Annotated in this window: 15 protein-coding genes; 8 read left to right on the forward strand and 7 right to left on the reverse strand. The window is 71.0% G+C overall.

Annotation, left to right across the window (positions count from 1 at the left end):
- Window positions 1–19: 19 nt before the first annotated feature.
- The 5 genes from AC507J_RS18715 to pulA all read left to right on the forward strand — a co-directional run bounded on the left by AC507J_RS18715 (window position 20) and on the right by pulA (window position 8,465).
- On the forward strand, window positions 20–700 hold the full coding sequence (locus AC507J_RS18715; protein WP_496290450.1) for a hypothetical protein: 681 nt from the start codon (window positions 20–22) through the stop codon (window positions 698–700).
- A gap of 37 nt (window positions 701–737) precedes the next feature.
- Window positions 738–1,127 (forward strand): DUF6841 family protein, encoded by a 390-nt coding sequence (locus tag AC507J_RS18720; protein WP_496290451.1) that lies wholly within the window; start codon window positions 738–740, stop codon window positions 1,125–1,127.
- 92 nt (window positions 1,128–1,219) lie between these two features.
- A complete protein-coding gene (locus tag AC507J_RS18725; RefSeq protein WP_496290452.1) occupies window positions 1,220–1,978 on the forward strand; it encodes a hypothetical protein in 759 nt (252 codons plus the stop codon).
- Window positions 1,979–2,069: 91 nt separating this feature from the next.
- Window positions 2,070–2,834 (forward strand): cellulose binding domain-containing protein, encoded by a 765-nt coding sequence (locus AC507J_RS18730; protein ID WP_496290453.1) that lies wholly within the window; start codon window positions 2,070–2,072, stop codon window positions 2,832–2,834.
- 144 nt (window positions 2,835–2,978) lie between these two features.
- Complete coding sequence (gene pulA / locus AC507J_RS18735; protein WP_496290454.1) at window positions 2,979–8,465, forward strand: pullulanase-type alpha-1,6-glucosidase; 5,487 nt, start codon at window positions 2,979–2,981, stop codon at window positions 8,463–8,465.
- A 68-nt stretch (window positions 8,466–8,533) separates the two neighbouring features.
- Here pulA and AC507J_RS18740 read toward each other — a convergent pair whose 3' ends face one another.
- The 4 genes from AC507J_RS18740 to AC507J_RS18755 all read right to left on the reverse strand — a co-directional run bounded on the left by AC507J_RS18740 (window position 8,534) and on the right by AC507J_RS18755 (window position 17,885).
- Window positions 8,534–11,839, reverse strand: a complete 3,306-nt coding sequence (locus tag AC507J_RS18740) for a glycosyl hydrolase family 95 catalytic domain-containing protein (RefSeq protein WP_496290455.1) — start codon at window positions 11,837–11,839, stop codon at window positions 8,534–8,536.
- Window positions 11,840–12,258: 419 nt separating this feature from the next.
- Window positions 12,259–13,860 (reverse strand): right-handed parallel beta-helix repeat-containing protein, encoded by a 1,602-nt coding sequence (locus AC507J_RS18745; protein WP_496290456.1) that lies wholly within the window; start codon window positions 13,858–13,860, stop codon window positions 12,259–12,261.
- Between the two features lie 326 nt (window positions 13,861–14,186).
- A complete protein-coding gene (locus AC507J_RS18750; protein WP_496290457.1) occupies window positions 14,187–15,980 on the reverse strand; it encodes a right-handed parallel beta-helix repeat-containing protein in 1,794 nt (597 codons plus the stop codon).
- Window positions 15,981–16,403: 423 nt separating this feature from the next.
- Complete coding sequence (locus AC507J_RS18755; protein ID WP_496290458.1) at window positions 16,404–17,885, reverse strand: aminopeptidase P family protein; 1,482 nt, start codon at window positions 17,883–17,885, stop codon at window positions 16,404–16,406.
- A gap of 135 nt (window positions 17,886–18,020) precedes the next feature.
- Here AC507J_RS18755 and asnB point away from each other — a divergent pair, with 135 nt between their 5' ends.
- Window positions 18,021–19,982: an asparagine synthase (glutamine-hydrolyzing) gene (gene asnB, locus AC507J_RS18760; protein ID WP_496290459.1), complete on the forward strand. Its 1,962-nt coding sequence runs from the start codon at window positions 18,021–18,023 to the stop codon at window positions 19,980–19,982.
- A 90-nt stretch (window positions 19,983–20,072) separates the two neighbouring features.
- On the opposite strand, the gene AC507J_RS18765 is transcribed toward asnB, so the two are convergent.
- Entirely contained in the window at window positions 20,073–21,176 is a 1,104-nt protein-coding gene (locus AC507J_RS18765) for a lytic polysaccharide monooxygenase (RefSeq protein WP_496290460.1), read from the reverse strand.
- Between the two features lie 380 nt (window positions 21,177–21,556).
- Here AC507J_RS18765 and AC507J_RS18770 point away from each other — a divergent pair, with 380 nt between their 5' ends.
- Complete coding sequence (locus tag AC507J_RS18770) at window positions 21,557–22,495, forward strand: PfkB family carbohydrate kinase (RefSeq protein ID WP_496290461.1); 939 nt, start codon at window positions 21,557–21,559, stop codon at window positions 22,493–22,495.
- Between the two features lie 29 nt (window positions 22,496–22,524).
- Here AC507J_RS18770 and AC507J_RS18775 read toward each other — a convergent pair whose 3' ends face one another.
- Window positions 22,525–23,355, reverse strand: a complete 831-nt coding sequence (locus AC507J_RS18775) for an MBL fold metallo-hydrolase (protein WP_496290462.1) — start codon at window positions 23,353–23,355, stop codon at window positions 22,525–22,527.
- Window positions 23,352–23,753 carry a thioesterase family protein gene (locus AC507J_RS18780; protein ID WP_496290463.1) on the reverse strand — a complete coding sequence of 134 codons (402 nt, stop codon included), beginning with the start codon at window positions 23,751–23,753 and terminating at the stop codon, window positions 23,352–23,354. Before AC507J_RS18780 ends, AC507J_RS18775 begins: the two co-directional genes overlap by 4 nt.
- A 108-nt stretch (window positions 23,754–23,861) precedes the next feature.
- On the opposite strand from AC507J_RS18780, the gene AC507J_RS18785 reads away from it, so the two are divergent.
- Window positions 23,862–24,814, forward strand: a 953-nt coding sequence (locus AC507J_RS18785) for a phosphatase PAP2 family protein (RefSeq protein WP_496290464.1), incomplete at its 3' end; no start/stop codon positions are given.

The raw sequence follows: 24,814 nt of genomic DNA on the forward strand, positions 1-24,814 counted from the left end.
GCGCATAGGGTAGTCCCTCATGAGCATCAGCCTGGACGAGGCGGTGGAGCTGACCCGTACCGGCGACGTGTGGGTCTTCCGGGGTCGCAGCGTGCCCGATCGGGCAATCCAGTGGACCACAAACAGCCCGGTCAACCACGTGGGCATGGCCGTGGTGCTGGACGACATGCCGCCGCTGATGTGGCACGCCGAGCTGGGCAGGTCGCTGCCGGATCTGTGGACCGGCACCCACCAGCGCGGTGTGCAGCTGCACGACCTGCGGGACGCGGTCTGCGTCTGGGCCAACCGGTACGGCCAGCGGGCCTGGTTGCGTCAGCTCGACCCGCCGGCGGACCCGGAGATGGAACGCGCGGTGTTGCAGACCATCGCCCGGCTGGACGGCACTCCGTTCCCGTCCACCGCCCAGCTGGCCTGGCGGTGGCTGCGCGGGCGGGTGCCGAGCCCACGGTTGCCGCTGCGGCAGAAGAACCGGGCCGGCGTCGGTGCCCGGCCGCCTGCCGAGGCGGTGGCCGACCGGGCCCTGGAGACCGCGTACTGCGCCGAGGTCGTGGCGGTCACCTATGAGGCGATGGGGCTGCTGCCCGCCGGCCGGCGACCGAACTGGTACGACCCGGGGCGCTTCTGGAGCGGTGACGACCTCGGCCTGGCCGGCGCGGCCCGGCTGGGCAGCGAGATCGAGGTGCGGATTCCGCCCCGCTGAGGTTTGGCCGTCGGGGCGGGTGGCAATTGCTTGCGGCGTGACTGCCTCCACCGACCTCGACACGTTGACCGACTTCTTCGACCGGTACGGCGTGGCTCTGACCGCCGGTGACCTCCCCGCGATCGCCGGCTGTTACGCCCTGCCGGGGCTGGTGGTCGCCGACACCTACAGCTTCTCGTTCACCTCACCTGCGGCGGTGGCGCTCTCCTTCGTGGGTGCCGCGCCGGAGTACGCCGAGCGGGAGCTGGTCGCCGCGCATGCCGACATCGAGCGGGTGGACCAGGTTTCCGCCCTGCTCACCATGGTCGCCGTCCGTTGGGAGTTCCTGGACAGCCAGGGCCGGTCGGTGCCCGGCGAGCGGTACCGCTACCTGCTGCGCAGCACCGACGACGGACCGCTCATCTGCACCGTGCTCCGGACGGGCTGAGCCACCCACCCTGTCTCTCCGGCCGTGGTCGCGAGTTGTCCCGGAGATCCGACCGTCCACTAGGCTGCGCGTCGGTGACGACAGGGGGACCTATGTCCGAGCGGCCGGCCGACGACCAGACCGGTGAAGTGACCGACGGCAAGACCCACCGCTGGGCGTTGCCCAGGATGATCGCCTCGGCACCCTGGGTGGTGCTCCTGGTGGGCGTTGCGGTGTTGGCGGTGCTGCTTGTGGTTGCGACGCTGTCGTTCCGTGGGCCGGAGCGGCCGGCGGCGTGGGCGCCCGGTCCGCCGATGGTTCTCCCGGCTCCGCCGGAGGCCACCGGCTCCGTCGATCCGTCGGCGGCGGCAGTGCCGACGGGTACCGCCGGGGTGACGGGCAGTCCTTCGGCCGTACCGACCGCGTCGACCAGCTCGGTGCCGGCGTCGCCGTCGGCCCGGACGTCCGCCGGTGCCGGGTCACCCACGCCGGACGCCGGTCGCCCCCCGGCCGCCACTACTCCCGCACCGGCCCCGTCGGCCACCGGCTCGGGCATCCTGACCGCCAGCTATCGGCTACAGAGTGCCGACGGGGACTCCTTCCAGGCCGAGCTTGTGGTACGCAACGGCACCGGCCAGGCGATCATCTGGTGGGTCGAGCTGGCCTTCACCGCCGAGGTCACCGGCCTGCGCGCCTCCAGCGGGCCGGGCGTGTCGGTGAGCATCAAGGGTGGCGGAAGATACCTGCTCAGCGGCAGCAGGTCGCTCGCCGCCGGAACACAGCAGACCGTCCAGCTGCGGGTCAGCCGCACCGGGGGCGGAGAGTACCCGACACAGTGCACGGTCAACGGGGCTGCCTGCGGGGCGGGTTGAGCGTACTGTTAGGAATCCTGGGTTTTCGTCCGGTACTTCCGAGTGTCGCTCTTGATCGTTACGCTGGCCGGGCCGCCTGCTTAGGAGAGACATGTCCGGTATGCGCCGCGTTCCGCGAGATTTTCCGCACGGCTCGGCCGTCGCCTCCTCGCCCTGGATCCTGGTGTCGCTCGGAGTCGTGGTGATGATGGTGCTGCTCGTCATCGCCGCCAGCGCGTACCGGGCCCCCGGTACGGAGTTCGAACCGGTGCCGCCGGGGCCGCCGCTGGTGGCCCCGCCACTGCCGGCGGAGCGGGCCTCCTCCGCAGGGCAGGAGCAGGCGGAAGCGGAGGCGCCGGCCGTACCCGGGCTGTCGCCGCGCCGGACCGATCTGCCGACCCCGTCGGCCACCCTGTCGGCACTGCCCGAGCCGTCGGTCGTGCCCGAGCCGCCGGATGCCGTCGCGCCGCCGCCGCAACCCCCGGCGGGTACCACCGCCCCGCCGGCCGCCCCGCCGGCCGCCCCGCCGGCCGCCCCACCGGCCGCCCCGCCGGCGGCCCCACCGCCGCTTGAGGCGCGGTACCAGGTGATCCAGACGTTCCCGGGCGGCTTCATCGGGGAGCTGTCGATCCGTAACGTCTCCCGTGGTGACCTGGGCTGGGTGGCGCGGGTGGAGTACCCGGGTGGCCGGGTGGTCACGGCGTGGTTGGAAGGCGTTCCACAGGGGACGTTCGACGACCGACGCGGCACCCTCACCTACCGCAGCGGTCCGGACCTGGCCGCCGGCTCCTCGGTGCTGCTGCGTTTCCACATCGAATCCGCCGGTCAGCGCCCGGCGAGCTGCTCGGTCTCCGGGCACAGCTGCGCCGGACGCTGACCGGAGTCCACTTCGCGAGGATCGGGCGGCCGACCCCTCTTGCGCAAGGAACCTGCGTTGTTGCGGCTGTGTTTGCAAGGTATTGCAGAATGTTTCGGCAAGGGCTAGCGTGCGGGCCAGTCAGCGACCAGAGGAAGGCCGTCGATGAAACCCCCGCCGATATCCCGCAAGGCCGTACTCGCCCTCGTCTTCCTGCTCACCCTCACCCTGGTCGGTACGCCGGTCGCGGTGCATCCGGCCGGTCCCGCCCGGGCCGCGTCGACCACGCTCAGTGCCACCGGAGCCGTCACCTGGTCCAGCCAGCCCTCCGCCGCCGCGCTGCTGGCGGCCGGTGCGGACCGGGCCCGGTCCGAGCAGTTCTACTTCGTCCTGCCGGACCGCTTCGCCAACGGCGACCCGCGCAACGATCGGGGCGGCCTGACCGGCGACCGGCTGCGCACCGGCTACGACCCCACGGACAAGGGCTTCTACCAGGGCGGTGACCTCAAAGGGCTGATCGACCGACTGGACTACATCGAGGGGCTCGGCACCACCGCCATCTGGCTCGCCCCGGTGTTCAAGAACCGACCCGTCCAGGGCAAGGGCGACGACGTCTCGGCCGGCTACCACGGCTACTGGATCACCGACTTCACCCAGGTCGACCCCCACTTCGGCAGCGCCGCCGACCTGAAGAAGCTGGTCCAGCTCGCGCACCGGCGCGGGATCAAGGTCTACCTCGACGTCATCGTCAACCACACCGCCGACGTGATCACCTACGCAGAGGACCGGTACGGCTACGTCGACAAGGCGACCGCGCCGTACCGCGACGCCTCGGGCCGGCCCTTCGAGGACCGCAACCACGCCGACGGCAGCCGGAAGTTTCCGCAGGTGAACCGGGACTCTTTCCCGTACACCCCGACGTTCGCCACCCCGGCCGACGCGAAGGTCAAGGTGCCGGGCTGGCTCAACGACCCGACCATGTACCACAACCGGGGTGACTCCACCTTTGTCGGCGAGAACAGCGAGTACGGCGACTTCTTCGGCCTGGACGACCTCTGGACCGAGCGTCCCGAGGTGGTCCGGGGGATGACGAAGATCTACGCCGACTGGGTGCGCGACACCGGCGTGGACGGCTTCCGGCTGGACACCGTCAAACACGTGAACATGGACTTCTGGCCGCAGTTCAGCCAGGGGATCAACCAGGCTGCGGCACGCGCCGGCAAGAAGGACTTCTTCATGTTCGGCGAGGTCTACAGTGCGGACCCGGAGATCAGCTCCGACTACGTACGGCAGGGTGGCCTGGACGCCACCCTCGACTTCGGCTTCCAGGAGGCGGCGCGCGGCTACACCGCCAACAACGGCCCCGCCAAGGCGCTGGCCGACCTGTACGCCCGCGACGACCTGTATGCCGCCCGGGACACCCACGCCGGCCGGCTGACCACCTTCCTCGGCAACCACGACATGGGCCGGATCGGCTCGTTCATCGCGAGCGGCCCCACCGATCCGGCCACCCACCTGCGCCGCGACCAACTCGCCCACGAGCTGATGTTCCTCACCCGTGGCCAGCCGGTGATCTACTCCGGCGACGAGCAGGGCTTCACCGGCGCCGGTGGGGACAAGGACGCCCGACAGCCGATGTTCGCCTCGCGGACCGCGGACTACCTCGACGACGACCTGCTCGGCACCGACCGCACCCACGCGCAGGACCAGTTCGACCGCACCCACCCGATCTACCGGTCCATCGCCGAGCTGGGCCGGCTGCGCCAGGCGCACCCGGCGCTGCGTGACGGCGTGCAGGTCACCCGGTACGCGGCCGACGGCCCGGGCGTCTTCGCCTTCTCCCGGTTCGATCCGAACGATCGCACCGAGTACCTGGCGGCGGTCAACAACGCCGTGACCGCGCAGACCGTCACCGTGGACACCTGGTCGCCCGGCGCCACCTTCACCGGCATCCACGGCACCACCGGCCGGCCGGTGGCCGCAGGCGACGGGAAGCTGACCCTTACCGTGCCGCCGCTTTCGGCGGTGGTGCACCGGGCCGGCAAGCCGGTGGTCCTGCCCGGCGCCAGGCCGGGTGTCACCATCACCGCCCCGGACGCGCCGCCGGCCACCCGGGCCGAGGTGACCGCCGACGTCACCGGGGATCCGCTGGCCACCGTCACGATGGCGGCCCGGGTCGCGGGTGGAAAGTGGACCCTGCTCGGCACCGCGCACCGCGCGCCGTACACCGTGCACCACGACCTGACCGGCCTGGCCGCCGGCACGAAGGTCGAGTACCTGGCGGCGGTCCGCGACGGCCGGGGCCGCACCGCGACCGCCCGGTCCGCCACCACCGTCGGCACGCCCGAGCAGGCCGGCTCGTCCCGGGACTGGCTGGTGGTGCACCACCAGCGACCCGACGGCGACTACGAAGACTGGGGCCTGTATGCCTGGGGCGACATCGACCCGGCGTACGCCACCGAGTGGCCGAAGGGGCAGCCGTTCGCCGGTACCGACACCTACGGACGCTTCGCCTGGGTCAAACTGAAGCCAGGTGCCAAGTCCGTCGGTTTCCTGGTGGTCGACGCCGACGGCAACAAGGACGTCGAGAACGACCGGACGGTGGACGTGACGCAGACCGGCGAGGTCTGGGTCAAGCAGGGCGACCCGGCCACCTACCAGAGCCGGGAGGAGGCCGCCGGTGAGCCGGCCCCGCCGGTCGAGGAGGGCGTGGCGGTGCTCCACTACCACCGGCCGGACGGCGACTACGACGGCTGGGGCCTGCACCTGTGGGACGGCGCCGCCAACCCCACCGACTGGTCGCGGCCGCTGCCGCCGACCCGGATCGACTCGTTCGGCGCCGAGTTCCGGGTACCGCTGGCCGAGGGCGCGACCGGGCTCAGCTACATCATCCACTCCGGCGACGAGAAGGACCTGCCGCAGGACCAGCGGCTCGACTTCGCCGACGCCGGCCGCGAGGTCTGGCTGCTCGCCGCGACGCCGGGCCGGCTGCTGCCGCCTACGGCCAGCGGCACCGGCCCGGACACCGAGATCGGCAGGCAGCGGGCGCACTGGATCGACAGGTCCACCGTCGCCTGGCGCACCGGCCCCACCGACGGCAAGGCGTACGCGCTGGTGACCGCGGCGGCCGGCGGGGTGCGGGTGGTCGACGGCGAGCTGGTCGGCACGTACGCCTCGCTGCCGTTGACCGCGCAGCGCAACGGGCTCACCGAGGCCCAGCGCGCGGCCTTCCCGCACCTCTGGGACCACCGCGCCTTCACCCTGGACCGGCGGGACCTGGCCAAGGTGCCGGCCGCACTGCGCGGACAGGTCCTGGTGACCGAGCGGGCCGCCGACGGCACCCTGCTCGGTGCCACCGGCGTGCAGCTGCCGGGCGTGCTCGACGACGTGTACGCCCCGGCCACCACCGCCCAGCTCGGCGCGACCTTCAGCGGTGGCGTACCGACCCTTGCGGTCTGGGCGCCGACCGCCCGTACCGTGGCACTGGAGCTGTTCGACTCGCCGACCGCCACGCCCCGGACGGTGCCGATGCGCCGCGACGACCGCACCGGTGTCTGGTCGGTACGCGGCACCCGCGACTGGACCGGCAAGTACTACCGCTACCGGGTGCAGGCGTGGCAACCGGCGGCGCAGCAGCTGGTGACCGCCTCGGTTACCGACCCGTACTCGGTGGCGCTGGCGGCGGACTCCACGCACAGCCAGATCGTCGACCTCACCGACCCGAAACTGGCCCCGGCGGGCTGGGCGACGCTGCGCAAGCCGGCCGCCGTGCCGGACGCCCGGGTGCAGATCTCCGAGCTGTCGGTACGCGACTTCTCCATCGCCGACGGCACGGTGCCGGCGCAGCGGCGGGGCACCTACCTCGCCTTCACCGATCCGAGCACGGCCGGCATGAGACACCTCAAGGCGATAAGCGACGCCGGGGTGACCCACCTGCACCTGCTGCCCACCTTCGACTTCGCCACCATCCCCGAGCGCCGGGCCGACCAGCGGCAGCCGGAGTGCGACCTGGCCGCGCTGCCGCCGGACTCGCAGCGGCAGCAGGAATGCATCGCGGCGGTGCGGGAGACCGACGGCTACAACTGGGGGTACGACCCGCTGCACTACACCGTCCCGGAGGGCGGGTACGCGGTCGATCCGGAGGGCGCCCGGCGTACCACCGAGTTCCGGCAGCTGGTGGCCGGGGTCAACGGTGCGGGCCTACGGGTTGTGCTGGACGTGGTCTACAACCACACCTCGGCGGCCGGCACCGACCCGAAGTCGGTGCTCGACCAGATCGTTCCCGGCTACTACCACCGGCTGCTCGACGACGGGGCGGTGGCCACCTCCACCTGCTGCGCCAACACCGCGCCGGAACACGCCATGATGGGCAAGCTGGTGGTCGACTCGATGGTCACCTGGGCCAGGGCGTACAAGGTGGACGGGTTCCGGTTCGACCTGATGGGCCACCACCCGAAGGCGAACATCCTGGCCGTCCGCAAGGCGCTGGACAAGTTGACCGTGGCCCGCGACGGCGTGGACGGCAGGAAGATCCTGCTCTACGGCGAGGGCTGGAACTTCGGTGAGGTCGCCGACGACGCCCGGTTCGTGCAGGCCACCCAGGCCAACATGGCCGGCACCGGGATCGGCACCTTCAACGACCGGCTGCGGGACGCGGTACGCGGCGGCGGCCCGTTCGACGAGAACCCGCGTCAACAGGGCTTCGCCTCCGGGCTGTTCAGCGACCCGAACGGCGACCCGGTCAACGGTTCGGCCGCCGAGCAGCGGGCCCGGCTGCTGCACCAGCACGACCTGATCAAGGTCGGGTTGGCCGGCAACCTGCGCGGCTACCGGTTCACCGACTCGGCGGGCCGGACGGTCACCGGCGACCAGGTCGACTACAACGGTTCGCCCGCCGGTTACACAGACGCGCCGGGGGAGGCGATCACCTACGTCGACGCGCACGACAACGAGATCCTCTACGACGCGCTTGCGTACAAGCTGCCGCAGGGCACCTCGGCCACGGACCGGGCCCGGATGCAGGTGCTGGCGCTGAGCACGGTGGTGCTGGGGCAGGGCGCCGGCTTCGTCACCACCGGCACCGAGCGGCTGCGGTCGAAGTCGCTGGATCGAAACTCGTACAACTCGGGGGACTGGTTCAACCAGATCCGCTGGGACTGCGCTCAGGGCAACGGGTTCGGCATCGGCCTGCCGCCGGCCGAGGACAACCGGGACAAGTGGCCGTACGCGAAGCCGCTGTTGGCCGACCCGAAGCTGGTGCCGGACTGCGCGGCGATCGAGCTGACCGACGCCCGGTACGCCGAACTGCTGCGGATCCGCGCCACCACGCCGGTGTTCGGCCTGCCCACCGCGCGTGAGGTGCAGCGGCGGGTGGCCTTCCCGCTCTCCGGCCCGGCCGAGACGCCGGGCGTGCTCACCATGACCCTCGACGCCCGAGGGCTCGGCGGGGCGTGGAAGTCGGTCACGGTGGTCTTCAACGGCACCCCGCAGACCGCGACGCAGCGGGTCGCCGGGCTGCGCGGGACGGACGTGGCACTGCACCCGGTGCTGCGCTCCTCGGCCGACCCGGTGCTGCGTACCGCGGCGTTCGACTCGTCGAGCGGCACGTTCACCGTGCCGGGCCGCAGCGTGGCGGTCTTCGTGCAGCGCTAGACCGACGAGAGTGACAGCGGGGGCTGGCCCACCCGGGCCAGCCCCCGTTGTCCGCCTGCGGCGAGCGGTTATCCGCCGATGGCGACCGCGAAGATGTGCATCGTGGCGACGCCGGCCGCCGCCCGGGCGCTGATGTTCGGCAGATCGACCCGGGCCACCTCCTTGCCCTCCTCCAGCGGCAGGCCGACAACGTAGATGGTCGCCTGGGTGTCGATCCGCTGGTTGTTGGGCCGGTTCTGATACGGCGCGACGATCGCCCCGACCCCCTCCGGTCGCGGCGGGCCGTACCAGTCCGGGCAGCCGAGGGTGTGCGTCTTGCGGGTGCCGTCGGCGTAGACGATGGTGGCCGGTCCGGACACCGCGCCGTACGTGCCGGTCAGCAGGAAACCGAGCGTCCTACCCCGACCGGTCACCTTGATGGACTGCCCGGAGGCGATGGCGTTGTCGGGGCTGCCGATCGCGCCACCGGGCCAGGTGAACTCCACCCCACCGGCGCTGACCGTGCTGCCCGGGTTGACGCCGACCTGGGCCAGCGCCTGGGCGGAGATGGTGGCGCCGTTGCCGTCGAAGTTGCCGGCATCGGTGTTGGTGTCGTCGGTGACGCCGACGTTTGTGAAGTTCTCCTCGATCGGTGCCTCCCGGCCGTCCCAGACCCGGATCCGGGTGGTGGCGGTCGCGGTCCAGTCCCGCCCGCTGACCTCGGCCACCAGGTCCGCGGTGCCGGACTGCGCGGTCTCGGCGGCGGTCACGGTGAACTCGACGGTGCGCGCCGAATCCGGTGGTAGCGGCCGCAGGTCGAGGTGCGCCGGTGTGACGCTCCACCCCGCCGGGACCTTCAGCGCCACCCGCGCCGAGGGCGCGATCGGCATGTCCACCGCCCGCACCGTGACGGCGACCTTCGCCGCCGCGCCCGCACCCATTTCGTACGGCGCGTTCACGCTCACCTTCTGCAGGGCGTACGCCCGGTAGGTGTGCCCGGCCCGGCCGGTCAGCTCCACCAGATCGGCCTCGATCTTTTTGGGTTTGACCACACCGTTGCCCCGGGTGATGTCGCGCATGGTGTAGCGCCCGGCGAAGATCTGGCCACGCAGTCGCACGGTGCCGTTCCGGTCGGGCCGGACGCGGATCTCGTCCGCCTGACCGCCGCTCCACCGCACCTCCACGGTGTGGCCACCGCGCCCCCGCAGCCCCTTGACCTTTCCGTCCGGCCAGGCCGCCGGCAGCGCGGGCAGCAGGTGCAGTTCGCCGGTGTGGCTGTGTAGCAGCATCTCGGCGATGCCGGCGGTGGCGCCGAAGTTGCCGTCGATCTGGAACGGTGGGTGCAGGTCGAACATGTTGGGGGCGAGGCGGGCCGGGGTGGCGAGGTAGCGGATCAGGTCGTGGGCGCGGTTGCCCTCTTCCAGTCGGGCCCAGAAGTTGATTTTCCAGGCCAGCGACCAGCCGGTCCCGTCGTCACCGCGGATCTCCAGGGTCCGCCGGGCCGCCTCGAACAGCTCTGGGGTGTCGCGTCGGGTGATCTGGTTGCTGGGGGCCAGCCCGTACAGGTGCGAGACGTGCCGGTGGGTCCGCTCGGTCTCCACCCAGTCGTAGAGCCACTCCTGGATGTTGCCGCGCGAGCCGATCTGCATCGGGGCGAGCCGATCCCGGGTCGCCAGGACCCGGGTCCGGAAGCCGGCGTCGATCCCGAGCAGCCTGCTCGCCTGGGCGCAGCCGTTGAAGAGGTCGACCAGGATCTGGTTGTCCATGGTCGGGCCGGCGCAGATGCTGGCGTCCGGGTGGTGGCCGATCTCCGGCGAGTTGGACGGGTTGGTCACCAGGTAGCCGAGGTTCGGCTCCGCCACGAGGGTGTCGAGGAAGAACTGGGCGGCGCCCTTCATCGCCGGGTAGTTCGCCCGCAGGAAGTCGAGATCGCCGGTGAAGAGGTAGTGGTCCCAGATCATGGTGGCCAGCCAGGCACCGCCGGTCTGCCACATGCCCCAGAAGGCACCGTCGACCACCGACGAGCCACGCCAGGCGTCGGTGTTGTGGTGGGTGACCCAGCCGCCGGCGCCGTACTGCACCTGGGCGGTCCGGGCACCGGTGACCGCGAGGTCCCGGACCATGTCGAAGACCGGCCCGTGGCACTCCGACAGGTTCGTGGTGTCGGCCGGCCAGTAGTTCATCGGCAGATTGGCGTTGATGGTGTACTTCGAGTCCCAGGCCGGGGTCAGCGAGTCGTTCCAGATGCCCTGGAGGTTGGCCGGCTGGGTGCCGGGACGCGAGGAGGAGATCAGCAGGTACCGGCCGAACTGGAACAGCAGCGCGGAGAACTGCGGGTCGTCGACGCTGTTGTGCTGGGCGATCCGTACGTCGGTCGGCTGGTCGGCCGCCTCGGTGCGGCCGAGGTCGAGTTCCGTACGCCCGAACAGCTTCTGGTAGTCGGCCACGTGCCGGCGGCGCAACCGGTCGTACGGGGTGTCCTGGGCCGCGTCGAGGTGCCGCCGGGCGATGCCCTGGTAGTCGCCGCTGACGTCGCGGAAGTTGACGTAGCTGGAACCGATCGAGATCAGCAGCGTCACGCTGTCGGCGGCGGTCACCGCCAGGGTGCCGCCGGAACTGCTGACCGTGCCGCCCTCGGCGACCGCCCGGGCCAGGGCCAGGAACCGGACCTGGCCGGCCACGCCCTCCTGGTTGCCGGAGACGCCGTCCAGGGCGATCGTGGCGCCGTCCGGGCTGGACACGGTCGTCCGCTGCGGGCTGTCGAAGCGTACGGTGAAGGTGATCGAGCCGGGCCGGTCGGCGGTCAGCCGCATCGCGATCACCTGGTCCGGCGCGCTGGCCAGCACCTCACGCCGGTGCCGTACGCCGTCACGCAGGTACGTCACGGACGTGGTGGCCGTGGTCAGGTCCAGTTGGCGGTGGTATTCCGACACCTCGCCGGGGCCGGGGAAGGTGAACCGCAGGTTGCCGACGGTCTGGTACGCGAGCTGGCCCGGCGGGTTACCCATCATGGTCTGGTTGACCATGCTCTGGGCCTGGGCCCACTGGTTGGCGAAGACCAGGCGCTGGATCTCCGGGAGAGCCTGGGCGCCCCGGGGGTTGCTTGAGTCGTACGGCCCGCCGGCCCAGACGGTGTCCTCGTTGAGCTGTAGGCGCTCGGCGTCGACGTTGCCGAACACCATGGCGCCGAGCCGCCCGTTGCCGATCGGCAGCGCGCGCAGCCAGTCCGTGCCGGCGGCCTGGTCGTACCAGAGCGCAAGGTCGTTGGCGGCGCGTACCTCGGGGGGTGCCACGGACGACGCGCGAGCGACTGCCGTCCATGGGAACGGGAGCAGCGTGGCGCCGGCGCCGACCGCGCCGAATCTGAACAGCTGCCTTCGGGTGAAGTCTGACATTGCGCTCCTCCAGGGGGGCCTTGCCGGAGGTGGGTCTGGGTTCTACAGCTGGTGGCTCGGCCCGACGGTGATGCGGCGGCGACGGGGGAATGATCCAGGGGCGAGGAATTGACGAGGCGGAATGTAAGGTGACGGCCAGGCTACGAACATGTGATGTATCTCGTCAATGCGTGTAACGAAAGTGTTGGCCAGAGACGCTGTCGCTCCTATCAGCGGGCCAGGCGTGAGCGTCGAGCCGCGCACCCGGCAGCAGCTGACGTACGGTAATCATCAGACCTTTGTCGGGCGGTAATCGTGAACGCAGCGTGCCGACGCGGCCGCGTCGATGCTCGCGTGACGACGTGAACCGGCCCCCTCCCGCTGGTGCGGGAGGGGGCCGGCGGCCCGTAGGTGCGGCCTGGTGGCCGCCCGTCAGGCGATCAGCCGAAGCAGCGCGGGACCGGCGTCAGCGTGCCCTCGCAGTTGGTCGGCTTGTTGGCCGTGATGGCCGACTTGTCGTCCACCTCGACGCGACCCAGGAAGTTGAACACGCCGCCCGGGCGGAGGGTCGCGAAGTTGTGCGCGACCCGCGTCTGGTCGAGGTCGATCTCGGCGAGGACGTTGAACACGCCACCGCCGACGCCCAGCGGACCGACGGCCCGGTTGCCGCTGATCTCGCTCTTGCGGAAGGTGGCCTCGCTGAGGACGGCGAACACGCCGCCGCCGAAGAAGCCGGCCTTGTTTTCGACGATCTTGCTCTCCTCGACGCTTGCGATCGAGCCGAGGGCCAGGGCGATGCCGCCGCCCACGCCGACCGTGGAGTTGCCGGCGATCTCGACGTGCGACAGCTCGAAGTTGCTGTCACCCGCCGCGGCGATCCCGCCGCCGGCCAGGACCGCCGTGTTGTTGGCAACCTTGGAGTGCTTGACGGCGGTGGTGCCCTCGATGTCGAGCAGGCCGCCACCGAAACCGAGTGCCTCGTTGTCCTTGATCTCGGTCTTCTCGATCCAGGCGGTGCCGCCGTCGATGTCCGGGCCGAAGATGAACGCCGCACCGTTGGCGACGCCACCGCCGCCGATGGCGGCGTCGTTGTTGCTGACCCGCGACTCGCGAACCTCCAGGACGCCGGCGTTGAAGATGCCGCCACCGTAGAAGAAGGCGGTGTTGTCGGCGACAGTGGTGTGGTAGAGGCTGGTCCGGCCGAAGTTGGCGAGGCCGCCACCGAGGCCGCCGGCCTGGTTGCCGACGATGTTGGTCTCCTCGAACTTCGCGGTGCCACCGGAGTGGACCAGGACGCCGCCGCCGGCGTGCGGTCCACCGTCGACAAGCGTCGTCGCCTCGGTCTTGGCCTGCGCGGCCTTGAGTGCCTCGCCCTTCGGCTTGGCCTGCAACAGCGGCAGGTACGCCTGGCCGGCCTGGGCGGCCTTGGTCGCCTCGACCGAGTTGGAGAACCGGGACCACGCCGCTTCCGCGGTCTCGCCGAGCACGTGGGTCCGTACGGTCTGGCCATTCTTGATGGTCAGGCCCTTCGCGGTCAGGTGCCCGCCCCGGCCCACCGTGAGGATCCGGAACTGGTGCGCGGTGGCATCCCGGACGATCTTGGTGTCGTGCCCCTTGAGCACGATGTTCTCCTTGATCACCGGAAGGCCGTTGCCGTGCTCGTCGGACCGGGTCAAGGTGTAGGTGCAGTCCTTGGCCAGCTCCAGCACACCGCCGTGGTTCTCGTTGGCGAAGATGATCGCCTGGATCAGCTTGTCGGAGTTGCAGGGCACCTCCCTTCCGCGACTCTCGCGTTCGTCCTTCTTGCCCTTGTGTCCCTCGCGCTCCGCCGCGCCCGGGTCGCCGTCCTTGCTGACCTGCTGCGCGGTGGACCAGCGGAGACCTTCGGAGCCGACCGCGCCAGCGCCGGTGGCGACACCGACGGCGGCGATGCTGACCACGCCGGTGAGCCCGGCGATACCGCTGGCGAGCCAGAGTTTGCGGCGCCGGTTGGGCGCCGCCGCCGGCTCGGCGGCGTTGTTCTTAGCTAGGTAGTTGGACATCGGAGCTCTCTGCCCTCTCGTCGTGCCAGACAGGGTCGTCACGCTTAGGTGAGCGTCCCCTGCTACAAATCGGTTGTAGCTCCCAGATGCACCGTATGAGAAGGTTCCTCGCCTCGTGCTCATATACGAAATAACCCCGCATTCGGGGTGGAGGTGGTCGGGCGGTGTCGAACCAGCCCCAGATCGGCCCAGCGTGTGAGCTGCGGGATCCCGGTGACGAGGGGGCGGGTACCGGAACGGTTGGGGCTCCTCCGTGCCGTCGCCGGTGCGGAGGAGCCCCTGCTATGTGGTGGTGCTGTCCGTGTTGCCCGCTCCTCGGCGTCAGGTCAGCCGAAGCAGCGGTCCGGGATGATCGCGCTGCCGATGCAGTTGGTCGGTCGGTTGCCGGTGACGGCGGAGGCCCGGTCGATGGTCACTCCATCGTTGTTTGTGGATATTCCTCCCGGGGCCAGCACCGAAACGTTCTGCGCCACCTTCGACCGTTCCAGTCGAACCTGGCCGAGGTCGTTGACGATGCCGCCGCCCGCCGAGTCGGGGCCGACCGCCTGGTTGGCCGCCACTTCGGTGTCCCGCAGCACCACGTTGCCGAGCCGGACGTGGAGACCGCCCCCGGAACCGCCGGCGATGTTCTCCTTGATCGCACTCTGCTCGATCACGGCGCTGCTCTCAAGGCTGACCGCCACGCCACCGGCGTCCTCGTCGGTGGAGTTGCGGGCCACCAGGACGCGCTCCAGCGCAAGCTTGCTGCCGTTGTAGGCGATGATGCCGCCGCCACCCTCGTGCGCGTTGTTCTCGGTGACCTCGCTCTGGCTGACCGTGGTGGTGCCCAGCACGTCCAGGATGCCGCCACCAACCCCGGCGGTGCGGTTGTGGCTGATGGTGCTCCGCCACACCCAGGTGGTGCCGCCCGACACCCGAGTGCCGTTCTGGGGGGCGCCGTTGGCGATGCCGCCACCGCCGATCTGGGCGCTGTTTCCGGCGATCTTGGCGTCCTCCACCCGCAGCACTCCAGCGTTGAAGACGCCGCCGCCGGACCCGGCGGCGCTGTTCCGTTCGACAAGCGTGTTGGCGAGCCGGGTGGTACCGAAGTTGGCCACCGCCCCGCCGTTACCGCCGGAGTTGTTGATCGAGAATTCGCTCTGCTCGATGTCGGCTCGACCGCCCCGCTGAACGAGAAGGCCCGCGCCGTCGCTCGGACCCGCCACCGCTGCCGGTGCCGCTGGCGCGGCTGCCGTCTTCGGGGTCGCCGCCCCTGGGGCCGCTGGTGCGGCTGCTGCCTTCGGGGTCGCCGCCCCTGGGGCCGCTGGTGCGGCTGCTGCCTTCGGGGTCGCCGCCCCTGGGGCCGCTGGTGCGGCTGCCGCGCCCGGCGTCGCTGGCGCGACCGCTGCCTTCGGGGCTGCCGTCCCCGGCGCTGCTGGCGCGGCTGCCGTCTTCGGGGCTACCGCTGCCGCTGGCGCGACCGTCGTCTTCGGAGCCGCCGGTTTGGCCGCTGCTCCCGCTGCCGCTGGCGGTTCGGCTGCCGGCTTCGGTGTTGTGGTCGGCATCGGGCCGCCGAAGGGACCGATCAGGTTCTTCGGCCTGGCAGGGAAGGTGACCAGGTCAGCTGCGGTCTGCCCGCCCTTGACGGTCACGTGCCGAAGGGTCAGGTGACCGCCACGGCCGACGTTGAGGATCCGGAACGGATCGACGTTCGCCGCCCGGGTGATCCGGGTGTCCCGGCCGGTGAGCGTGATCTCCTGCTTGATGACCGGCAGGCCGTCGCCGTGCTCGGAGCGGGTCAATTCGTAGCTGCAGCCGTGCGCCAGCTCCAGCACACCGCCGTGGTTGGCGTTGGCGTACGCGATGGCCTCGATGAGCTTGTCGCTGTCACAGGGCACCCGCTTCACCGGCCTGCCCCCGTCCCGCTGTTCCGGCGGGCCGTCGCGACCGCTCCACTCGGCGCCGGGATCACCCTCAGCGCCGCCCTTGTCGACCGGGCCGTCGGCGTCCTGCCCCGGTGCGGCCGCCGGCCGCGTGTCCGAGGTGCGGTCCGGTCGGTCGGACTTCTGTTCGCGGGCGATCAGGCCGCCCAGTGCGGCGAGGCCGACGACGCCGGTCAGGCCCGCGACGCTGGCGGCCACCCAGAGTTTGCGTCGGCGTGGTGCCGACGGTTCTGGTGGAACCGGAGGCGATCCACCGTAGGAAGTGGTTACGTCATTGGACATCAGAGCCTTCCGCCCTCTCCTGCTACCAGACTGGCTCGCACCGCCCGAAGGGGTGCGAGCAGCTACAAATGGGTTGCAGCTCTGATTGCCACCGTATGAGAAGGATCCTCGCGCCGAGGACTTATGCGAAAAAGCCCCGCATTCAACCCGGACCGGACAGACCTACTCGCCCGGTCGGTCCGATGACCAAGAGCTTTGCCTCCGCGAGACGGGCATTCCCGTACGCAAACTTCTTGATCAACAGGTGTGGTTGGGGTGGGTGGACGGCAGCGGGCCGCCGGCCGGGGCGGTGGTCCCGGCGGGCGGCCCGCACGTTGGCGCTCGGCGCTCGGCGCTCGGTCAGCCGGGCAGTCGCGGACCGGCCTCGCGCTGCTCGGCCAGCCAGGTCTCCACCTCGTCGGCCCGACGCGGCAGGCCCGCCGACAGGTTCACCGCGCCGTCGGTGGTGACCAGGACGTCGTCCTCGATCCGGATGCCGATGCCGCGCAACTCCTCGGGGACCAGTTCGTCCTCCGGCTGGAAGTACAGGCCCGGCTCGACGGTGAGCACGTACCCCTCGCCCAGGGCGCCGTCCCGATACGCCTCCTTGCGGGCGTTCGAGCAGTCGTGCACGTCGATGCCGAGCATGTGCCCGAAGCCGTGCAGGCTCCAGCGCCGGTAGACGGTCGAGGACTCGTCCATCGCCTCGTCCACGCTCACCGGCAGCAGTCCCAGCTCGGCCAGGCCCTCGGCGAGCACCCGCATGCAGGTCCGGTTGACGTCCTTGAAGGCCACGCCGGGCCTGATGAACTCGATGCCGGCCTGCTGCGAGGCGTACACGATGTCGTAGACCTGGCGCTGCAGGGCGGTGAACCGGCCGTTCACCGGCAGCACCCGGGTCACGTCCGCGGTGTAGAGGTTGCGCCCCTCCACACCCATGTCCATCAGCAGCAGCTCACCCGGTCGGGTGACCCCGTGGTTGTGCACCCAGTGCAGGATCGTGGCGTGCTCGCCGGCACCGACGATCGAGCCGTAGCCGACGTCGTTGCCGTCATGCCGGGCACGCAGCGCGAAGATCCCCTCCAGCAGCCGCTCCGAGACGCCCCGGTCGGCCGGCAGTACCCGGGCCACGTCCTCGAAGCCGCGCACCGTGGCGTCGATCGCGTCCTGGAGCTGGCCGATCTCCCACTCGTCCTTGACCAGCTTCAGCTCGGAAATGGTGATCGCCAGCTCACGGTCGCGGGCCGGCTGGCCCTCCTCCCGCGCGCCGTCGTACGGGCGTACGGCGGCGTCCACGCCCGCGTCGAAGCCGCGCAGCACCCGGGTCCGCGCCGGTGCCAGCCCGGCCAGGGCCGCCTCCAGCTCGGTCAGGTCGGCGGTGGGCAGACCCAGCTCGGTCGACTTCTCCGTCAGGGTGTGCCGGCGGCCCACCCACAGCTCGCCGTGCCGGCTGCGGAAGAACTCGTCACTCTCCCGCGAGGAGCGGGGCCGCATGTACAGCGTGGCGTCGTGGCCGGAGCCGTTGGGTCGCAGCACCAGCACACTGTCCGGATCGTGGTCACCGGTCAGGTAGGCGAAGTCGCTGCCCGGCCGGAACCGGTACTCGGTGTCGTTGGCGCGTACCTTCTCGGCGCCGGTGGGGATCACCAGCGTCTCGCCCGGGAAGGCCGCCGAGAGCGCGGCCCGGCGCTTGGCGTAGTTCGGCACCTCCGGTCGCGGGCCGACCGGCAGCGTGCTGTCCTGCCAGCCCTGCCGCATGAACGACAGGAACGCCGGTGGGAAATCCGGGTCGTGTGATTCCGTGCCTTCGGCCGGCTTGCCGTCGGTGCGTTCCTCGGTCATGGCCCCGCTCCCTTCGCGTCACTGCTGGTCCGACGGTACCGCGTGACCGACGCAGAGCCCGAGCCCGCCAACGGGTCGCCGGCGAGGGCAGCGGTGCCGCTTCGCCCGATCGCCACGCGTGGAAAGATGACGACCATGTGCGGACTCCTGGCCTTTTTCAGTGCGCGCGGCAACGCCGCCGCCCACCGCGACAACATCGCCGGAGCGTTGGAATGCCTGCACCACCGAGGACCGGACGAGACCGGTGTCGAGGTGGTCGGGGACGCCTCCGGCCAGTACGCGGACGGGGTGTTCGCCCACAAGCGGTTGGCCATCATCGACGTCGCGCTCAGTCACGAGCCGCTGCCGTACGCCGACGGACGCTACCTGCTGACCTTCAACGGTGAGATCTACAACTACATCGAGCTGCGCGAGGAGTTGATCCGCGAGCACGGCGCCCGGTTCGCCACCAACGGCGACGGCGAGGTGATCGTCGCCGGTTTCCACTACTGGGGCGAGCGGGTGCTCACCCGGCTGCGCGGCATGTTCGCCTTCGTCATCTGGGACCGGCAGCAGCGCCGCGCGTTCGGTGCCCGGGACTACTACGGCATCAAGCCGCTGCACTACCTGGAGACCGCCGACGGGCTCTACCTCGCCTCGGAGAAAAAGGCGCTGCTGCCCTTCGCGCAGTCCGCGTACGCCGGGGACGCCGGGGTCGACACGGCGAACCTCAGCCACTACCTGACCCTCCAGTACGTTCCCGAGCCGGGCACCCTGCACAAGGGGATCAGCCGGATCGGATCGGGGGAGTACCTCACCTGGACCCCGGGCGGGCGGATCGACGTGCGCCGCTGGTACCGGCCGGTGTTCCGGCCCGCCGCGGTCGCCGACGAGCAGAAGCTCTACCACGAGATCCGGGAGACGCTCCGCGAGAGCGTACGCATGCACATGCGCTCGGACGTGCCGGTCGGCTCGTTCCTGTCCAGCGGCATCGACTCCACCGCCGTGGTCGCCCTGGCCCGCGAGTTCAACCCGAACATCCTCACCTTCACCGTCGGCTACGACGTGCCGGGCTACTCCGAGATCGACGTCGCCCAGGAGTCGGCCCGCCATCTCGACGTGACCACCATCCCGACCAAGATCGGGCCACAGGACATGATCGACGCGCTGCCGAAGATCGTCTGGCACCTGGACGACCCGGTGGCCGACCCGGCGCTGGTGCCGCTCTACTTCGTGGCCAAGAAGGCCGCCGAGCACGTCACGGTGGTGCTCTCCGGTGAGGGCGCCGACGAGTTCTTCGGCGGCTACACGATCTACCGCGAGCCGCTCTCGCTCAGCGGCGTCAACGGCCTGCCCGACGGGGTGCAGAAGGGCCTGCGGGCGGTCTCCAAGGCGATCCCGCAGGGCGTCAAGGGCAAGAGCTTCCTGGAGCGCGGCACCACCCCGATCGAGCAGCGCTACTACGGCAACGCCCGGATGTTCACCGAGGAGGAGAAGCAGCACCTGTTGCGCCGCTACGACCCCTCGGTGCGCTACACCGACGTCACCGCGCCGATCTACGCCGAGTGCACCGAGCTGGACGACGTCACCAAGATGCAGTACGTCGACCTCTACACCTGGCTGCGCGGGGACATCCTGGTCAAGGCCGACCGGATCTCCATGGCGCACTCGCTGGAGGTGCGGGTGCCCTTCCTCGACCGCGACGTGTTCGAGGTGGCGGCGAAGATCCCGGTCGAGCTGAAGCTGCCGCCGCGCTCGGACACCACCAAGTACGCCATGCGGCAGGCGTTGCAGGGTGTGGTGCCGCCGGCCATCGTCAACCGCAAGAAGTTGGGCTTCCCGACCCCGACCCGGGTCTGGCTGCGCGGCGAGATGTACGAATGGGCCCGCCACGTGCTGACCACCTCGGGCGCCGGTGACCTGCTCGACCTGTCGTACGCGCTGCGCCTGCTGGAGGAGCACAAGCGGGAGGAGTTCGACCACTCCCGCAAGGTCTGGACCGTGCTCATCTTCTGCATCTGGCACGCGATCTTCGTGGCCAAGACCCTGGACCCGGGCATCCAGCGCAACCAGTCGGCACTGCTCACCAAGCCCGTCGTCGGCTCCATGGTGCGCTGAGGCGGGAACGGACAAGCTCCATGGTGCGCTGAGGCGCAAGCGGGCAAGCGGAAGGGGGCCCCGGCCGGGGCCCCCTTCGTGCTGCTGTGGTCAGCTGCGGGTGCAGGTGACCGTGGGGGTTGCGCTGTTGCCGCTGGCGAGGAAGCCGAACGTCGTACTGCTGTTGGCTGCGACGGTGCCGTTGTGCGACACGTTGCGGGCCGTCACCGACGATCCGGACGTGGTCTGGCTCGCGTTCCAGATCTGGCTGATCTGCTGGCCACTTGGCCAGCTCCAGTTCGCGGTCCAGCCGTTCAACGCCGTGCTGCCGGTGTTCCTGATCTCGACCTCGCCCTGGAAGCCTCCGGACCAGCTGTTCGACACCTTGAAGGTGGCCGAGCAGCCACCGGTGCCCGGCGGCGGGGTGGTCGGGTTCGGCGGCGGAGTGGTGGGGTTCGGCGGCGGAGTGGTCGGGTTCGGCGGCGGGGTGGTCGGGTTGCCGCCGGAGCCGATGCCGGTCACCTCACCGTTGCCACCGTCGAAGACCACGTCGGAGCAGCCGAAGAAGTTCTCCTGGCTGTCCGAGCGGACCCAGCGCGAGTAGATGATGTGCCGGCCGCTCTTGTTCGCCGGCAGGTTGCCGGTGAAGTAGTAGTGGCCGTCATTGGTGCCGACCGCGCCGCGCTGCGGCGGGTTGGTCACCGTCAGGAACGGCTGGGCCTCCAGGTCGCTCCAGGCCAGTGCCCGGGTCGGGCTCCAGCTGTCCTTGGTCACGTAGAAGTAGAACGTGCCCGGGTGGTGGGCCCAGTTGCTGTACCGGAACTCCATCGACCGGCCAGCGGTCAGGTGGGTCAGCGGCCAGTCGTTGCGGGCCAGGTCGTAGCCGCGGAACCCGGTGGCGCCGCCGCTGCACAGCTGACCGTCGGGGATGAAGCCGGTGGTCCGGCCGCCCGCGTCCGAACGCAGCACGCTGAACCAGTTGTAGAGCGAGTTCGTGCCGCTCTGCGCGACCGCGGCGGCACAGGCCGGGTTCTGCGGGCGGATCTCCCCGGTCTGGGTGAGGCCGTCGCGCCAACAGAGGTAGGTACGAGCGCCCGGCGTCATCGCCGCGCCGTGCGCGGCGGCCGGGTCGGGGCTGGCGGTCACGGCAACGACCGCGCTCGCGGCGAGAGTGACGGCCGCGAAGAATATCGCGGCCAGACGAGGACGGTGCACGGGTTCTCCTGACTCGCGGGGCACCTTGGACAGGCAGCCCCGCCGGAACGAGCGGGTGGCGAGAGAAACCGCCCCCGCTGGTGGGACGGATGCGACGATGCGGCGACCTGCGCCCAGGGCAGTGTCGCCGGTGGTCTTTCGACGCGTTGTGAATGCCCTCGCGTGCTGTGAACCCGGCGCCGATGGCGCGCAGCCCCGCGCCACTCGGCACCCTCATCCCAGCATGCCGGACGCATCCGCGCAATAGTCATCGCTCGATATGTGCGATCGGTTCGGCTCGCGTCGACCGGCCCGCACCAATAGCGTGGCTTCCGCGCCGGGCCGGCGTCGGCCGTGCCAGCCTGGAACGTCACGTACCGGTCAAACGGAGAGGACTCCAGATGGGATACGCGGTGGTGCTCGGCGAGGCGCTCGTCGACCTGCTCGACTCCGAGTGCGACGGGGCGCCGGTCTACCGGCAGGCCATCGGCGGTGCCCCGCTGAACGTTGCGGTCGGGATCGCCCGGCTCGGCGGCGCGGTGCAGTTCGTCGGCTCGCTCGGCGACGACGTACCCGCCGACCGGATCCGTGCCTTCCTCGCCGCCGACGGCGTCGGCCTGGCCGGGACGGTCACCGCGCCCGTGCCGACCACGCTGGCCGTAGCCACCTTCTCAGGTGCCGAACCGGACTTCCGATTCTACGGCGATCCGCCGTCCTACGCCCTGCTCAACCCCGAGGACCTCGACGTCGCCCTGGTCGAGGGCGCGGACGTGCTCTACTGCGGCTCGATCGTGCTGCTGGCACCGGCGACGCTGGCCGCCGCCCGCCGAGCCTGGTCGCTGGCCCCCGGGCTACGGGTCTTCGACCCCAACGTCCGCCCCCGACTGCTGGACGGCCCGGCGGCACTGGCCGGGCTGCGGGGGGTGGTCGCCGAGTTCGCCGCCGGGGCGCACCTGGTCAAGCTGAGCGCCGCCGACGCTGAACTGCTCTATCCGGGCGAGCCGGTCGAGGGAGTGGCGGCGTACCTGCGGGAGTTGGGCGCCGGCACCGTCGTGGTCACCCTCGGTGCCGACGGCGCGGTGGTCGCCGCCGCCGCCGCCGCCGATCCGGTACGCGTACCCGCGCCGAAGGTCGCCGCCGTCGACGCCACCGGCGCGGGCGACTCGGTGATGGCCGCGCTCGTCGCCGAACTGCTCGCCGATGGTGCGCCGGTGGGCCCGGACGGCTGGAACGAGCGGGTCGCCTTCGCGCTGCGGGTCGCCGGGCTGGTCTGCGAGCGGCCCGGCGGTGCGGTCGCCATGCCCACCCGGGCCGAGGTGATCGAGCGGTTCACCGGCTGACCCGGCTCGGTGGTGCCCGGTCGAGCGGGTCAGCCGGCGGTGCCGTCCAGTTCGGCGTAGCCGCGCCGGACGGCGATCAGGGCGGGCCGGGCCGGGAACGGTGCGTCGGCGGCGAGCCGCTCCGGCGGAGCGTCAGCGGTGTGCCCGGCCCGGATCAGCCAGGCCAGCTCGACCAGTTGGGCGTGCTGCGCCCGGACGAAATCGGCGTCCACCGGATCGCCGTGGCCGGGCACCACCACCGTGTCGGCGGTGGTCCAGCGCAGCAGCTCGGCAAGCGTGTCGGGCCACTGCAACGGGTACGAGTCCTCGAACGCCGGCGGCCCGCCCTGCTCGACCAGGTCACCGGCGACCAGCAGATCGGCGTCGGGCACCTGCACCACAAGGTCGGCGTCGGTGTGCCCGTGCCCGGGGTGGCGCAGCAGCACCTGCCGGCCGCCGATGTCGAGGGTCGCCTCGGTGTGCACGGTGTGGGTAGGGGCCAGCAGCATGGTCTCCGGCAGCTCGGCGGCCAGCTCGGGGTGGCCGTCGCGCAGTTCCGCGTACGCCTCCTGGCGAAGCCGCTCCGGCTCGTCGCGCAACGCCACCGCGGCCAGCTCGTGGGCCCAGATCGGGCGGGGTGGATCGGCGGCGAAGGTCGCATTGCCGAAACAGTGGTCGAAGTGGTGATGGGTGTTGACAAGCGTCAGCGGGTCGCCGGTTACCGCGCGGACCGCGCTGGCCAGCTCGGCGGCCTGCCGCGCGGTGGAGAGCGTGTCGACAAGCAGCGCCTCGCCGTCGCCGAGCACAAGCGTGACGTTGACCGCGAGCAGCGGTTCCCGCAGCACAAGCACCCGGTCGGCGACCTCGACGAAGCGGCTCATGACGCTTGTCCGGCGCGTTCGACGAACCGGTGCCGGTCGACCAGGACCCGTTCCACCTCGCCCGTGGCCACGGTCTGGCCGCCCTCGGTGACGGCGATCTCGAACACCAGCCGGCGCCGGTCGACCGTGACCAGCCGGGCCTGGGCCACGACCGTACGCCCCACCGGTGTCGGCGCCAGGTGGTGCAGCTCGACCCGGGTGCCGACGGTGGTGGACCCCGAGGGCAACTCCCGCGCGGTCGCCGCCACGGTCGCCGCCTCGGCCAGCGCGAGCACCCGGGGGGTGCCGAGCACCGGGACGTCGCCGGAGCCGACCGCCTGAGCGGTGTCGGCGTCGGTGACGGTCAACTCGACCCGGGCGGTCAGCCCCGGGGTCAGGATCTGATCCTGCTCCTGCATGGCCACAGCGTAGGTGGTCGCCGGGCTCCGGGCTGGTCGGGTCGGCACCCTTTGCTACCCGAGGCGTTGCGAAGGAGTCCGTCCCTCCACCCGTTAACCTTGTCCACGATGTCTGCCGTGATCGACCCCCAGCCTGCCGCTCCGACCGAGCCGTCCGTCTCGCCCGACGGCGGTCGCCGCCGTGTCATCGCGATGTCGGTGTGGAGCGTCGCCTTCGTGGCGGGCTGGCTCGTCATCGGCCTGCCCACCGACCCGCTCTACGCCTTCTTCTGGATCTGGGCGGGAACCATCGCCTGGAACTCGGCCCGCCCGTGGCGCAGTCACCTGCGCTTCGCCCGGGACTGGGTGCCGGTGGTGCTGTTGCTTGTCGCGTACAACCTCTCCCGTGGGTTCGCCTACCACGACGGGACGGTTCCGCACGCCTACGAGTTGATCCTGGCCGACCGGCTGATGTTCGGCTGGGCGATGGACGGCCAGGTGCCGACGGTCTGGTTGCAGCAGCACCTGTACCACCCCGAGGTGCGGTGGTGGGACGTCCTGGTCAGCTGGGTGTACTTCTCGCACTTCGTGGCCGCGCTGGCCGCCGCCACCGTGCTCTGGATGCGCGAGCGCAGCCGCTGGGCGGCCTTCATGCGCCGCTGGTTCTTCCTCTGCGCGACCGGCCTGATCACCTATTTCCTCTATCCGGCCGCACCGCCCTGGTGGGCTGCGCAGAACGGCCTGCTGGAGGAGGTCGCCCGGATCTCCACCCGGGGGTGGAAGGCGTTCGGCATGCACGGTGCCGGCAACCTGCTCAACGCCGGGCAGCTGGCCTCGAACCCGGTGGCCGCGATGCCGTCGCTGCACACCGCGTTCGCGCTCTTCGTGGTGCTGTTCTTCCTGCGCAACGTCCGGCGTCGCTGGTGGCCGCTGCTGCTGTCGTACCCGCTGGCAATGACCTTCACGCTGGTCTACAGCGGTGAGCACTACGTGATCGACGTGCTGGTCGGCTGGGCGTACGTCGGGATGACCTTCCTGGCGGTCGGCGCGGCCGAGCGCTGGTGGGCCCGCCGCAAGTCCCG

The organism is Micromonospora sp. PRAS1, assembly GCF_059553435.1.

Bases quoted from the DNA above. Each gene is read 5' to 3' on its own strand.
- AC507J_RS18770 (WP_496290461.1), top strand. From the start codon at position 21,557: ATGGGATACGCGGTGGTGCTCGGCGAGGCGCTCGTCGACCTGCTCGAC.
- AC507J_RS18780 (WP_496290463.1), bottom strand. From the start codon at position 23,753: ATGCAGGAGCAGGATCAGATCCTGACCCCGGGGCTGACCGCCCGGGTC.
- AC507J_RS18745 (WP_496290456.1), bottom strand. From the start codon at position 13,860: ATGTCCAACTACCTAGCTAAGAACAACGCCGCCGAGCCGGCGGCGGCG.
- AC507J_RS18740 (WP_496290455.1), bottom strand. From the start codon at position 11,839: ATGTCAGACTTCACCCGAAGGCAGCTGTTCAGATTCGGCGCGGTCGGC.
- AC507J_RS18725 (WP_496290452.1), top strand. From the start codon at position 1,220: ATGTCCGAGCGGCCGGCCGACGACCAGACCGGTGAAGTGACCGACGGC.
- AC507J_RS18775 (WP_496290462.1), bottom strand. From the start codon at position 23,355: ATGAGCCGCTTCGTCGAGGTCGCCGACCGGGTGCTTGTGCTGCGGGAA.
- asnB (WP_496290459.1), top strand. From the start codon at position 18,021: ATGTGCGGACTCCTGGCCTTTTTCAGTGCGCGCGGCAACGCCGCCGCC.
- pulA (WP_496290454.1), top strand. From the start codon at position 2,979: ATGAAACCCCCGCCGATATCCCGCAAGGCCGTACTCGCCCTCGTCTTC.
- AC507J_RS18755 (WP_496290458.1), bottom strand. From the start codon at position 17,885: ATGACCGAGGAACGCACCGACGGCAAGCCGGCCGAAGGCACGGAATCA.
- AC507J_RS18715 (WP_496290450.1), top strand. From the start codon at position 20: ATGAGCATCAGCCTGGACGAGGCGGTGGAGCTGACCCGTACCGGCGAC.
- AC507J_RS18730 (WP_496290453.1), top strand. From the start codon at position 2,070: ATGTCCGGTATGCGCCGCGTTCCGCGAGATTTTCCGCACGGCTCGGCC.